This window comes from Streptomyces sp. NBC_01217 (assembly GCF_035994185.1).
Classification (GTDB): domain Bacteria; phylum Actinomycetota; class Actinomycetes; order Streptomycetales; family Streptomycetaceae; genus Streptomyces.
This window is the reverse complement of the sequence record NZ_CP108538.1, coordinates 2545217-2558959: the sequence shown is the minus strand read 5'-3', so window position 1 is coordinate 2558959 and position 13743 is coordinate 2545217. Positions and strand designations below refer to the sequence as shown.

9 protein-coding genes are annotated in these 13743 nt (G+C 69.8%); 7 read left to right on the top strand and 2 right to left on the bottom strand.

The genetic code is table 11. The features are described 5' to 3' along the window. Positions 1–109: 109 nt before the first annotated feature. Complete coding sequence (locus OG507_RS11135; protein WP_327367019.1) at positions 110–3100, top strand: bifunctional [glutamine synthetase] adenylyltransferase/[glutamine synthetase]-adenylyl-L-tyrosine phosphorylase; 2991 nt, start codon at positions 110–112, stop codon at positions 3098–3100. Positions 3101–3194: 94 nt separating this feature from the next. Here the strand turns inward: OG507_RS11135 and OG507_RS11130 are convergent, their stop codons facing one another. Both OG507_RS11130 and OG507_RS11125 read right to left on the bottom strand, forming a co-directional pair. After that, positions 3195–4169: a phosphatase PAP2 family protein gene (locus OG507_RS11130; protein ID WP_327367018.1), complete on the bottom strand. Its 975-nt coding sequence runs from the start codon at positions 4167–4169 to the stop codon at positions 3195–3197. A gap of 87 nt (positions 4170–4256) precedes the next feature. Continuing rightward, positions 4257–5321 (bottom strand): LacI family DNA-binding transcriptional regulator, encoded by a 1065-nt coding sequence (locus OG507_RS11125; protein ID WP_327367017.1) that lies wholly within the window; start codon positions 5319–5321, stop codon positions 4257–4259. Between the two features lie 358 nt (positions 5322–5679). On the opposite strand from OG507_RS11125, the gene OG507_RS11120 reads away from it, so the two are divergent. The 6 genes from OG507_RS11120 to OG507_RS11095 all read left to right on the top strand — a co-directional run bounded on the left by OG507_RS11120 (position 5680) and on the right by OG507_RS11095 (position 13648). After that, entirely contained in the window at positions 5680–6954 is a 1275-nt protein-coding gene (locus OG507_RS11120) for an extracellular solute-binding protein (protein WP_327367015.1), read from the top strand. Positions 6955–6976: 22 nt separating this feature from the next. After that, positions 6977–7990 carry a carbohydrate ABC transporter permease gene (locus OG507_RS11115; RefSeq protein WP_327367014.1) on the top strand — a complete coding sequence of 338 codons (1014 nt, stop codon included), beginning with the start codon at positions 6977–6979 and terminating at the stop codon, positions 7988–7990. Further along, positions 7987–8886: a sugar ABC transporter permease gene (locus OG507_RS11110; RefSeq protein WP_327367013.1), complete on the top strand. Its 900-nt coding sequence runs from the start codon at positions 7987–7989 to the stop codon at positions 8884–8886. Before OG507_RS11115 ends, OG507_RS11110 begins: the two co-directional genes overlap by 4 nt. Before the next feature lie 101 nt (positions 8887–8987). Further along, on the top strand, positions 8988–10661 hold the full coding sequence (locus OG507_RS11105; protein ID WP_327367012.1) for a glycoside hydrolase family 13 protein: 1674 nt from the start codon (positions 8988–8990) through the stop codon (positions 10659–10661). Between the two features lie 158 nt (positions 10662–10819). Continuing rightward, positions 10820–11863, top strand: a complete 1044-nt coding sequence (locus OG507_RS11100) for a LacI family DNA-binding transcriptional regulator (protein WP_327371932.1) — start codon at positions 10820–10822, stop codon at positions 11861–11863. A 402-nt stretch (positions 11864–12265) separates the two neighbouring features. Beyond that, entirely contained in the window at positions 12266–13648 is a 1383-nt protein-coding gene (locus tag OG507_RS11095; RefSeq protein WP_327367011.1) for an alpha-amylase, read from the top strand. Positions 13649–13743 lie beyond the last annotated feature (95 nt).

Genomic DNA, 13743 nt, shown 5'->3' with positions numbered 1-13743 from the left:
GCGATCGTGCCTGCGAAGTGCGGACCGCGCACCCGCTACGAATTCATCGGTGCGGGGCTAGGCTCGGAACGCTGGATGGTGTTGTGGGCGGCGAGCAGGAGAGCACGGAATGGCGACGGTGCCGGGGCGCAGGAGCAGTACGTTCACCCGACTGCTGCGGCACGGTTTCACCGATCCATCCGCCGCCGAGCGTCTTCTCGACCTGCCCGAACTGTCGTCCGTGCGCACCGACCCGGTGCTCCTCGACGCGCTCGGGGCCACCGCCGATCCCGATCTGGCGCTGCGCGGAGTGGTCCGGCTGGTCGAGGCCGAGGCGCCGGACGAGCGGCAGGTCCTGCTGGACACCCTCGTCACCGCCAAACCACTGCGGGACCGGCTGCTCGGGGTGCTCGGCGCGTCCGAGGCGCTCGGCGACCACCTCGCCCGCCACCCCCACGACTGGCACGCGCTCGTCACCTACGAGGCCACCGATCTGCACCCCGGGGTCGCCGAGTTCGAGCAGGGGCTCGCCGGGGCCGACGACCAGGACTCGCTGCGCGTCGCCTACCGCCGGTGCCTGCTGGCCATAGCGGCCCGCGATGTGTGCGGTACGACGGACGTCGCCGAGGCCGCCGCCGAGCTGGCCGATCTGGCCACGGCGACCCTGCGGGCGGCGCTCGCCATCGCCCGTACGGCCGCACCCTCCGACGCCGCCCGGTGCCGGCTCGCCGTCATCGCGATGGGCAAGTGCGGCGGGCACGAGCTGAACTACGTCTCCGACGTCGACGTCATCTTCGTCGCGGAACCGGTCGACGGCGCCGAGGAGAGCTCGGCCGTACAGGCCGCCACCCGGCTGGCCGCGCACATGATGCGGATCTGCTCCGACACGACCGTCGAGGGCACCATCTGGCCCGTCGACGCCAACCTGCGCCCCGAGGGCCGCAACGGGCCCCTCGTCCGCACGCTGACCTCGCATCTCGCGTACTACCAGCGCTGGGCCAAGACCTGGGAGTTCCAGGCGCTCCTCAAGGCCCGCCCGGTGGCCGGTGACCCCGAACTGGGCGCGGAGTACGTCGAGGCCGTGTCCCCGCTCGTATGGCAGGCGGCGGACCGGGAGAACTTCGTCGCCGACGTACAGAAGATGCGCCGCCGCGTCGTCGACAACATCCCCGCCGACCGCGTCGACCGCGAGATCAAGCTCGGCCCCGGCGGGCTGCGGGACGTCGAATTCGCCGTACAGCTGCTCCAGCTGGTGCACGGCCGCAGCGACACCACCCTGCGCAGCGGCACCACCCTGGAGGCCCTGCGGGCGCTCGCCGCGGGCGGCTACGTGGGACGGGTGGACGCCGCCCAGCTGGACGACGCCTACCGCTTCCTGCGCGCCATGGAGCACCGCATCCAGCTCTACCGGCTGCGCCGCACCCATCTGGTCCCCGAGGACGAACCGGACCTGCGGCGGCTCGGACGCTCCCTCGGGATGCGTACCGACCCGATCACCGAGCTCAACCAGGCGTGGAAGCGGCACGCGTCCGTGGTGCGGCGGCTGCACGAGAAGCTGTTCTACCGGCCGCTGCTGGACGCCGTCGCCCAGCTCGCGCCCGGCGAGTCCCGGCTCAGCGCGAAGGCGGCCAAGCACCGGCTCGAAGCGCTCGGCTACGCGGACCCGGCCGACGCGCTCCGGCACCTGGAGGCGCTGTCGTCCGGGGTGTCCCGCAAGGCCGCCATTCAGCGGACCCTGCTGCCGGTGCTGCTCGGCTGGTTCGCGGACTCCGCTGATCCGGACGCCGGGCTGCTCGGCTTTCGCAAGGTGTCCGACGCCCTCGGCAAGACCCCCTGGTACCTGCGGCTGCTGCGCGACGAGGGCGCGGCGGCGGAGAACCTCGCCCGGGTCCTCTCGGCGGGCCGGCTCGCCCCCGACCTGCTGCTGCGGGCCCCCGAGGCGGTGGCGATCCTCGGCGACCCGCAGGGGCTGAAGCCGCGCAGGCGCGAGCACCTGGAGCAGGAGGTGCTGGCCGCGGTGGGGCGCGCGGAGAATGCCGAATCCGCCGTCGCCGTGGTGCGCGGGGTGCGCAGGCGCGAACTGTTCCGGACCACGGCTGCGGACCTCATCGGCTCGTACGGCACGGAGGAGAGCCCCGCCGAGAAGGACCACGGGGCGCTCGTCGACCGGGTCGGCAACGCGGTCACCGATCTGAACGCCGTCACGATCGCGGGCGCCCTGCGCGCCGCCGTACGCGAACAGTGGGGGGACACCCTCCCCACCCGGTTCGCGGTCATCGGCATGGGCCGTTTCGGCGGGCACGAGCTCGGATACGGCTCCGACGCCGATGTGCTGTTCGTCCACTCGCCGCGCGAGGGCGTCGACGAGCAGGAGGCGGCCCGGGCCGCGAACCAGGTGGTCTCCGAGATGCGGAGACTGCTCCAACTACCCACAGCCGACCCGCCGTTGATCATCGACGCGGATCTTCGGCCGGAGGGCAAGAGCGGTCCGCTGGTGCGTACGCTGGGCTCGTACGAGGCCTACTACCGGCGCTGGTCGCTGGTCTGGGAGAGCCAGGCGCTGCTGCGCGCCGAGCCGATGGCGGGCGACGAGGAACTCGGACGCGAATTCATCGAGCTGATCGACCGGCTGCGCTATCCGATGGAGGGCCTCGGGGAGGACGCGGTCCGCGAGATCCGCCGACTGAAGGCCCGGATGGAGTCCGAACGGCTGCCGCGCGGCGCGGACCCCACGCTCCACACCAAACTGGGGCGCGGCGGGCTGAGCGATGTCGAGTGGACGGTCCAGCTGATGCAGATGCAGTACGGCTGGGCGGAGCCGGGCCTGCGCACGACCCGCACCCGCGAGGCGCTGGCCGCGGCGTGCGCGGCGGAGCTGATCCCGGCCGAGGACGCGCAGACCCTGGACGAGGCATGGGTGCTGGCGACGCGGGTCCGCAACGCGGTGATGCTGGTACGGGGCCGGCCGGGCGACACGTTTCCCTCGGGGCCGCGTGAACTCACCGCGGTGGGGCGGTACTTGGGGTACGAGCCGGGGCACGTCGGGGACATGCTGGACGACTACCGGCGGATCACCCGGCGGGCGCGGGCGGTGGTGGAGGAGCGGTTCTACGGGGCGTGAGGGGTCCGCTACGGCGCGGGGCTTTTCCGGGGCTCAGCTCCGGACCCCGCTCGGGAAGTGGTCCGGCTGCCGTGGGTGTACGGCACCGAGCCGGTCACCGCCGGGCAGACGCCGGTGCGGGGCCCGGTGTGTGGGGGGCGGGTGGTGCATCGGGGGTGAGGTGGGGGTGGGCGCCCGCGGCGGGCCTGTTCGGCCGCGCCACCCGCTTCGGGAGGTGGTGCGGCAGCGAGCCGTACCACGCGTACGAGACCGCGTAGCCGAAGGCCAGACACGTCATGCCGCCCAGTGCGTCCAGCCAGAAGTGGTTGGCGGTCGACACGATCACGAGCAGGGTGACCGCCGGATAGAGCAGGCCCAGGATGCGCGCCCAGGGGGCGTGGGCCAGCGCGAAGATGGTCAGGCCGCACCAGAGCGACCAGCCGATGTGCATCGAGGGCATCGCCGCGTACTGGTTCGACATGTTCTTGAAGTTGCCCGAGGCCATCGAACCCCAGGTCTGATGGACCAGGACGGTGTCGATGAAGCGGCCGCCGTTCATCAGGCGCGGCGGCGCGAGCGGATACAGGTAGTAGCCGAGCAGCGCCACGGCCGTGGTCGCGAACAGGGCCAGACGGGCCGCCGAGTAACGGCCGGGGTGACGGTGGAACAGCCACACCAGGACGCAGACGGTGACGATGAAGTGCAGTGTCGCGTAGTAGTAGTTCATCGACACGATCAGCCATGTCACGGAATTCACCGCGTGGTTGACCGTCCGCTCCACGGCGATGCCCAGATGGGTCTCGACCGACCAGATCCAGTCGGCGTTGCGCAGCGCCTCGGCCTTCTGCTCCGGGACGGCGTTGCGCACCAGCGAGTACACCCAGTAACTGGCCGCGACCAGAAGGATTTCGAACCAGACGCGTGGCCTGCGGGGGGAACGCCGGGAGCGCAGGGAACGCAGCCGGGCCGGGCCGCTGTCGCGCCGCCCGGCGTCCTGCGCCGCGTTCGCCGCGGGGGCCGCCTCGTCCACGATGGGTGACGGGGTGGCCCGCGGCCGGCCTTCCTGTGGTGTCACGCTCAATTCACCCATAGGCACAGAGTCTGCCAGAAATGTTTCCCCTGCCCGATCATCCTCCGATCGGGTTGGTGCCGCACATCTGCCTGCCGGGACTGCATCCTAGGAGCGGGCGTGCGATCCTGGAACCGTTCCGGCGGAGGCCGGTGAGGGCCCGGGGCCCGCGGCCGTTGAACCTCGAACGACCAGCTCGGGCATGAAGACGAACTCGCTGTGCGGAGCGGGCGTGCCGCCGATCTCCTCAAGGAGGGTGCGCACGGCGGCCTGGCCCATGGCCGTGACCGGCTGGCGGATCGTGGTCAGCGGCGGATCGGTGAACGCTATGAGCGGCGAGTCGTCGAAACCGACCACCGACAGATCGCGCGGCACCTCCATCGACAGCCGGCGCGCGGCCCGGATCGCACCGAGCGCCATCATGTCGCTCGCGCACACCACCGCCGTGCACCCCCGCTCGATCAGCGCCGATGCGGCGGCCTGCCCGCCCTCCAGGGTGTACAGCGAGTGCTGGATCAGCTCCTCCACCTCGTCCGGGGCGAGGTGCAACTGCTCCTGCACAATCGAACGGAAGCCCTCGATCTTGCGCAGGACCGGCACGAACCGCTTCGGCCCGACGGCCAGGCCGATCCGCTGATGGCCCAGCGACACGAGGTGCGTCACCGCGAGCCGCATCGCGGCCCGGTCGTCCGGCGAGATGAACGGTGCCTGCACCTTGGGCGAGAAGCCATTGACCAGGACGAACGGAACGCCCTGGGCGCGCAGTTGCTCGTAGCGCTGCATATCGGCCGAGGTGTCGGCGTGCAGCCCGGAGACGAAGATGATGCCCGAGACGCCGCGGTCGACCAGCATCTCGGTCAGCTCGTCCTCGGTGGAGCCGCCGGGGGTCTGGGTCGCCAGCACCGGGGTGTAGCCCTGCCGGGTCAGCGCCTGGCCGATGACCTGGGCCAGCGCGGGAAAGATGGGGTTCTCCAGCTCGGGCGTGATCAGCCCGACCAGCCCCGCGCTGCGCCTGCGCAGCCGTACGGGCCGTTCGTAGCCGAGGACGTCGAGCGCGGCGAGAACGGATTCACGGGTGGCCGCTGCAACACCGGGCTTGCCGTTCAGTACACGGCTGACCGTCGCTTCGCTGACCCCCGCCTGAATTGCGATATCGGCAAGCCGTGCGGTCATGGAAGTGGACTGTACCGGGCGTATGTCGGATTGCCCACCATCCGCAGTAATCGGACGACCGTACCGATGGAGTGCTCCGGGACGGCCTTGCAGCAACATCTTGCAAGGTCTTGCGGGCCCGGATTGCGGACCGCAGTCGGATCGTCGCACTACGGGTAAGCAGGCTGTGGCCTGCCGCTGACAGGGATCGGCGGCTCGCGTCAAGAGGCTTGACGGCAACCGTGAGGACACGCGAATGTAACGATCGCCGGAGCTTGCAGAAATCTTCCGCAAACTCTTTCGGTGTTCTTTCATCCTTGTTACGTTCACCGTCGACCCGGCGCCGCGATGGAGCGGTACGGCAGTTGAAGGAGTTCAGATGCGACGTGGCATAACGGCCACCGCCCTGGTCGCGGCCCTGGCGCTTGCGGCGACCGCCTGCGGCAGCGACAGCAAGTCCGACGGCACGAGCAAGAGCTCGGGCGAGCTCTCCGGGACCGTTACGTGGTGGGACACCTCCACCGTGGGCAGCGAGGACAAGGTCTTCAAGAAGATTGCCGAAGACTTCGAGAAGCAGCACCCGAAGGTCGACGTCAAGTACGTCAACGTGCCCTTCGGCGAGGCGCAGAACAAGTTCAAGAACGCTGCCCAGTCCGGCTCCGGCGCTCCCGACGTGATCCGCTCCGAGGTCGCCTGGACCCCCGAGTTCGCGGACCTCGGCTACCTGGCCCCGCTGGACGGCACCCCCGCCCTGCAGAAGGCGGACGACTTCCTCAAGCAGGCCGCCGCCTCCACCAAGTACAACGGCAAGACGTACGCGGTGCCGCAGGTCATCGACTCCATGGGCATCTTCTACAACAAGAAGATCTTCAAGGAGGCCGGTGTCGAGGTCCCCACGACCGTCGACGAGCTGAAGACGGTCTCCAAGAAGATCAAGGACAAGACCGGCAAGACCGGCCTCTACCTGCGCGGCGACGACGCGTACTGGTTCCTGTCCTTCCTGTACGGCGAGGGCGGCGACCTCGTCGACGCGTCCACCAAGTCCGTCACCGTCGACAACCCCGAGGGCGTCAAGGCGATGAAGGTCGTCAAGGACCTCGTCGACTCCGGTGCGGCCAAGACCGACGCGACGGACGGCTGGGAGAACATGCAGTCGTCCTTCAAGGACGGCAAGGTCGCCATGATCATCAACGGCCCGTGGGCCGTCGCCGACACCTACGCCGGCGCGGAGTTCAAGGACAAGGCCAACCTGGGCGTCGCCCCGGTCCCGGCCGGCTCCGCCGCGCAGGGCGCCCCGCAGGGCGGTCACAACCTGGCCGTCTACGCGGGCTCCAAGAACCTCGACGCCTCCTACGCCTTCGTCGACTACATGACGTCCACGAAGACCCAGGCCCAGGTCACCAAGGAGCTGAACCTCCTGCCGACCCGTACCTCCGCCTACTCGGAGGAAGCCGTCGTCGACAACGAGATCGTCGGCTTCTTCAAGCCGGTCGTCGAGACCGCCGTCGAGCGCCCCTGGATCCCGGAGACCGGCAGCCTCTTCGCCCCGCTCGTCACCGAGTACACCAAGGTCCTGACCGGCCAGACCACGCCGGAGAAGGCCGCCAAGACCACCGGTGACTCCTACCGCAAGCTCCTCAAGGGCTGGAAGTAGCCAGAGAAAGGCAGGCCGACTGATGGCTGTCCACACCAGCCAGTCGGTGGCAACGGCCGCGGGCGACGATGTCGCCCGCGGCCGGAGCCGCGGTACTGGTACCCCACCACCGAGCAGGCTCCGGCGGGCCCTGTCGACGCACTGGTACGCCTGGACCATGGTCGCCCCGGTCGTCGCCGTGATCGGCGTGATCATCGGCTACCCGCTGGTCCGCGGCATCTATCTGTCGCTGACCGACGCCAATGAGCGCAACGTCGAACGGTCCATCGGCGTCAATCACATGCCCGCGACGTACAAGTTCGTCGGCCTGGACAACTACGCCGACGCGCTCACGGGTGACCAGTTCCTCGGCACGCTCGGGTGGACCCTGGTGTGGACAGTCTCCTGCGTGAGCATCACGTTCGTCCTCGGCATGGCCCTGGCCAACATCCTCAACCGGCGGATCGCCGGCCGCTCCGCCTACCGGATGGCGCTGATCCTGCCCTGGGCCATCCCCGGCTTCGTCTCCGTCTTCGCCTGGCGCTTCCTCTACAACGAGGACCGCGGGCTGCTCAACAAGATCCTCTCCGGCTCCGGCATCGACGGCATCCCGTGGCTCAACGACCCCACCTGGGCGAAGTTCTCCGTCATCGCCGTCAATGTGTGGCTCGGCGTGCCCTTCATGATGGTCGCCCTGCTCGGCGGTCTGCAGTCCATCCCCAGCGAGCAGTACGAGGCCGCCGAGATGGACGGTGCCACCGCCTGGCAGCGGTTCCGCCACATCACGCTGCCCGGGCTCCGGCCGGTCTCCACCACCGTGATCCTGCTGTCGACCATCTGGACGTTCAACATGTTCCCGGTGATCTTCCTGCTGACCCGCGGCGGACCGGGTGAGGCCACCCAGATCCTGGTCACCCAGGCGTACAAGTTCTCCTTCGAGATCAGCCCGCGCGACTTCGCGCAGTCCTCCACCTGGGGCGTGCTGATCCTCGTCCTCCTGATGCTCTTCGCCGCGGTCTACCGGCGAGTCCTCCGCACGCAGGGAGATAACTGGTGACCACCGCCCCCGCACCCACCGCACGGCGCGCCGCCCCTGCCGCGCGCCACTCGGCCCGCAAGGTCCGGCGGCGCGGCGAACGCTCGCCGCTCGCCTCCGTCGGACTGCACCTCACGCTGATCGTGGCGTCCGTGATCGCCGTGTTCCCCGTGCTGTGGGTCCTGCTGACCTCGCTGAAGCCCGCCGCGTACGCGACGACGACGGACTTCTTCAGGGACACGACCTTCGAGAACTACACCCACCTGATCAAGGACACCGAGTTCCTGACCTGGTTCGGCAACTCGCTGGTCATCGCCGGGCTCACCACCGTCCTCGGCGTCTTCGTCTCCGCCACCACCGGCTACGCCGTCAGCCGCTTCCGCTTCCCCGGCAAGCGCGGGCTGATGTGGACGCTGCTGATCACCCAGATGTTCCCGGTCGCCGTCCTCATCGTGCCGATCTACAACATCATGTCGAGCCTGGGCCTGCTCAACCAGCCCGCCGGCCTCGTCATCACCTACCTCACCATCGCGGTGCCGTTCTGCGCCTGGATGATGAAGGGCTTCTTCGACACCATTCCGCGCGAGATCGACGAGTCGGGGCAGGTCGACGGCCTCACCCCGTTCGGCACGTTCTGGCGGCTGATCCTGCCGCTCGCCAAGCCGGGCCTCGCCGTCACCGCGTTCTACTCCTTCATCACCGCCTGGGGCGAAGTGGCGTACGCCTCCGCCTTCATGGTCGGCGACGAGAACCTCACGCTCGCCGGCGGACTGCAGAAGTTCGTCAACCAGTACGGGGCCCAGTGGGGGCCGATGACCGCCGCGTCCGTGCTCATCGCGATACCCGCGGCCCTGGTCTTCCTCTTCGCCCAGCGCCACCTGGTCACCGGCATGTCCGCCGGAGCCGTCAAGGGCTGACCCAGCACGCCCCGCACGACCCGCACGCACCAAGTCACGGCGTCGCCGGTATCCCGACCCGGTCCCGGCGACGCTTCCCACCCAGACACCTCAGGGACGACATGACCCAGCACCTCGCTGCCCCCTCCACCGGCACGTCCGGCGCTCCGGCCCACCAGAGCGGCTGGTGGCAGGACGCGGTGATCTACCAGGTCTATCCACGGAGCTTCGCCGACGGCAACGGCGACGGCATGGGCGATCTGGCAGGCGTACGCGGCAGACTTCCGTACCTCAAGGACCTCGGTGTCGACGCGGTCTGGCTCAGCCCGTTCTACGCGTCCCCGCAGGCTGACGCGGGCTACGACGTGGCCGACTACCGCGCCATCGACCCGATGTTCGGCACCCTGCTGGACGCCGACTCGCTGATCAGGGACGCCCACGACCTGGGCCTGCGGATCATCGTCGACCTGGTGCCCAACCACTCCTCCGACCAGCACGAGTGGTTCAAGCGCGCCCTCGCCGAGGGCCCCGGCTCCGCGCTGCGCGAGCGCTACCACTTCCGCCCCGGCAAGGGCGCGGACGGCGAACTCCCGCCCAACGACTGGGAGTCCATCTTCGGCGGCCCCGCCTGGACCCGGACCACCGACCCGGACGGCACCCCGGGCGACTGGTACCTCCACCTCTTCGCGCCCGAGCAGCCCGACTTCAACTGGGAACACCCGGCCGTCGCCGACGAGTTCCGCTCGATCCTGCGCTTCTGGCTCGACATGGGCGTCGACGGCTTCCGGGTCGACGTCGCCCACGGCCTCGTCAAGGCCGCGGGCCTGCCCGACCTCGGCACCCACGACCAGCTCAAGCTGCTCGGAAACGATGTCATGCCGTTCTTCGACCAGGACGGGGTCCACGAGATCTACCGCTCCTGGCGCATCATCCTCGACGAGTACCCCGGCGAGCGCATCGCCGTCGCCGAGGCCTGGACCCCCACCGTCGAGCGCACCGCCAACTACGTGCGCCCCGACGAGATGCACCAGGCGTTCAACTTCCAGTACCTCTCCACCGCCTGGGACGCCGCCGAGCTGCGCAAGGTCATCGACACCTCGCTCGACGCGATGCGTCCGGTCGGCGCCCCCACCACCTGGGTGCTCTCCAACCACGACGTGACCCGGCACGCCACCCGGTTCGCCAACCCGCCCGGCCTCGGCACCCAGATCCGCACCGCCGGCGACCGCGAACTGGGCCTGCGCCGGGCCCGCGCCGCCACCCTGCTGATGCTGGCCCTGCCCGGCTCCGCGTACGTCTACCAGGGCGAGGAACTCGGCCTGCCCGATGTCACCGACCTGCCCGACGAGGCCCGCCAGGACCCGTCGTTCTTCCGCGCGGAGGGCCAGGACGGCTTCCGCGACGGCTGCCGGGTGCCGATCCCGTGGACCCGCGACGGCAGCTCGTACGGCTTCGGCAGCGGCGGCAGCTGGCTGCCCCAGCCCGACAGCTGGGGCGGGCTGAGCGTCGAGGCGCAGACCGGCGACGCGGACTCCACGCTGGAGCTGTACCGGGCCGCGATCGCCGCCCGCCGGGTGCACCCCGGGCTCGGCGCCGGGTCCGAGGTGGAGTGGCTCCAGGCCCCCGACGGCCTGCTGATCTTCGCCCGACCCGGCTTCGTCTGCACCGTCAACACGACAGCCCGTCCGGTACGCATCCCCGTGTGCGGCACCGTCCTGCTGTCCAGCGCCCCGGTCGTCACCGACGGCGCCGAGGTCGAGCTGCCCGCGGACACCACGGTGTGGTGGACGGTGTGACCGTCCCCCTGCCCAGGGCCTCTCTTTCGGATCAGGCCGGATCAGGGAGCGGGGGCCGACGCGTGCAGCTGCAAGGCGGAGGAGGGAGCCCACGCGGAGCGTCGGCGACCGACGACAACGCCGCAGATGCGCGTGTCGGCCCCCGCGAGCCCGGCAAGATCCGAAAGACAGGCCCTGGGACCGGCGGTGCGCCGAGGCTCTCGGACATCGCCGGCCAGGCAGCGGTCAGCGAGGCGACCGTCAGCCGGGTGCTCAACGGGAAACCGGGCGTCGCGGACTCCACGCGTCAGCGGGTGCTCGCCGCGCTGGACATCCTCGGCTACGAACGCCCCGTACGGCTGCGGCGGCGCAGCGCCGGGCTGATCGGACTGGTGACGCCCGAGCTCACCAACCCGATCTTCCCGGCGTTCGCGCAGTCCGTCGAGCAGGTGCTGGCCGGGCACGGCTACACCCCGGTGCTCTGCACCCAGCTGCCCGGCGGTGCCACCGAGGACGAACTCGTCGAGCAGCTCGTCGAACGGGGCGTCGGCGGGATCGTCTTCCTCTCCGGGCTGCACGCCGACATGTCGGCCGACCCGGCCCGCTACGCCGCGCTCACCGAACGCGGCGTGCCGTTCGTCCTGATCAACGGCTACAACGAGCGGATCAGCGCCCCGTTCGTCTCGCCCGACGACTCCGCCGCCGCACGGATGGCCGTCGGACACCTCGCCGATCTCGGCCACCGCAGGGTCGGCCTGGCCATCGGACCGCAGCGCTATGTGCCGGCCCGCCGCAAGCGGGAGGGCTTCGTCGAGGCCGCAGTGAACCTGCTGGGCATGGACCGCGCCGAGGCCGAACTCCTCGTCCGTTCCACGCTGTTCAGCGTCGAGGGCGGCCAGGTCGCGGCCGCTGCCCTGCTCGACCGGGGGTGCACGGGCATCGTCTGCGGCAGCGACCTGATGGCGCTGGGCGTGGTGCGTGCGGCCCGGGAGCGCGGGCTCGATGTGCCGCGCGACCTGTCGGTGGTGGGCTTCGACGACTCGCAGCTGATCGCGTTCACCGATCCGCCGCTGACGACGGTGCGCCAGCCCGTGCAGGCGATGGCGGCGGCCGCGGTCAGCGCCCTGCTGGAGGAGATCGGCGGCAGTCCCGTGCAGCGTACGGAGTACGTGTTCCAGCCGGAGCTGGTGGTACGGGGGTCAACCGCCGCGGTCCGTACCTGAGCAGGTCTCCGGGCGTACAGGAGGGGCACCGGGAGTCGGCCCTGAATGGGCCGGCGGGGAGTGGATGACTCCGGGTGCCCCTCTTGTCCGTGACCGGCCCGGCCGGCCGGGCGCGTGGGGCCCGGGGTCACCGGACCCCCGGCCGACCGGACCGGAGTCGGGAGAAACTTAACAGTGCTGCAATGTCTTGCGTAAGGCCTTGCAGGAAGAAAACTGCTGTATTTCATGGATGTGAGCGGGTGATGTCCAAAGGGTTGACCGAGGCCTGGCGGGCTCGTACGGTCTGCGCTGCAGCAAGGTCTGCATTCTTGCAGCAAGAACCTTCAGGAGCCTTGAGGGCAGGGCGCGTTGCCACATGAGGCTGCACCGTCACCCGCATTTCCCCCCACAGCAGGAGGAAACATGGCACGCAGAGCACTGTCTGCAGCGCTCGCCCTGATAGCAGGAGCCGCCGCCGCCCTCGTGGCCCCCGCCACGACCGCCCAGGCGTCCCCGCCGGGCGTCAAGGACGTCACCGCCGTTCTCTTCGAGTGGAAGTTCGACTCCGTGGCCAGGGCCTGCACGGACTCCCTCGGCCCGGCCGGCTACGGATACGTACAGGTCTCGCCGCCCCAGGAACACATCCAGGGCGGGCAGTGGTGGACCTCGTACCAGCCGGTCAGCTACAAGATCGCCGGACGGCTCGGCGACCGAGCCTCCTTCGCCGCCATGGTCGGCACCTGTCACAGCGCGGGCGTCAAGGTCGTCGCCGACTCCGTCATCAACCACATGTCGGCCGGATCGGGCACCGGCACCGGCGGCTCCTCGTACACCAAGTACAACTACCCCGGCGTGTACTCCGCGGCCGACATGAACGACTGCACCGCGCAGATCAGCAACTACCAGGACCGGGCCAACGTCCAGAACTGCGAACTCGTCGGCCTCGCCGATCTGGACACCGGTGAGGACTACGTCCGCGGCAGGATCGCCGCCTACCTCGACGACCTGCTCTCCCTCGGCGTCGACGGCTTCCGTGTCGACGCCGCCAAGCACATGCCCGCGGCCGACCTCGCCAACATCAAGTCGCGGCTGCGCAACCCCGGCGTCTACTGGAAGCAGGAGGTCATCTACGGCAGCGGAGAGGCCGTCCAGCCCACCGAGTACACCGGCAACGGCGACGTCCAGGAGTTCCGCTACGCCTATGACCTCAAGCGGGTCTTCACCAACGAACGCCTCGCCTATCTGAGCAACTTCGGTGAGAGCTGGGGCTATCTGAGCAGCTCGAAGGCCGGCGTCTTCGTCGACAACCACGACACCGAGCGGGGCGGCACCACCCTCAACTACAAGAACGGCGCCGCCTACACCCTGGCCAACGTCTTCATGCTGGCGTACCCGTACGGCGCCCCGGACATCAACTCCGGCTACGAGTGGTCGGACGTGGACGCGGGACCGCCCAACGGCGGGACGGTGGCCGCCTGCTGGCAGGACGGGTGGAAGTGCCAGCACGCCTGGCCGGAGATCAGGTCGATGGTCGCCTTCCGCAACGCGACCCGGGGCCAGTCGGTGACGAACTGGTGGGACAACGGCTACCAGGCCATCGCCTTCGGCCGGGGGAGCAAGGGCTACGTCGCCATCAATCACGAGTCCTTCTCGCTGAGCCGCACGTACCAGACGTCGCTGCCCGCGGGCACGTACTGCAACGTGCAGAACAACACGTCGGTGACCGTGAACTCCAGCGGCCAACTCACCGCGACCCTGGGCGCGAACACCGCCCTGGCGATCTACGCGGGCAAGACCTCCTGCTGATTCCGGACTGTGACATTCAGCCGTCGGGGCGGCCTCATCCGGCGTGTAACTTAAAGCCGGGGTAAAGGCCGGCCATGCCGGATGAGGAGGGGCGG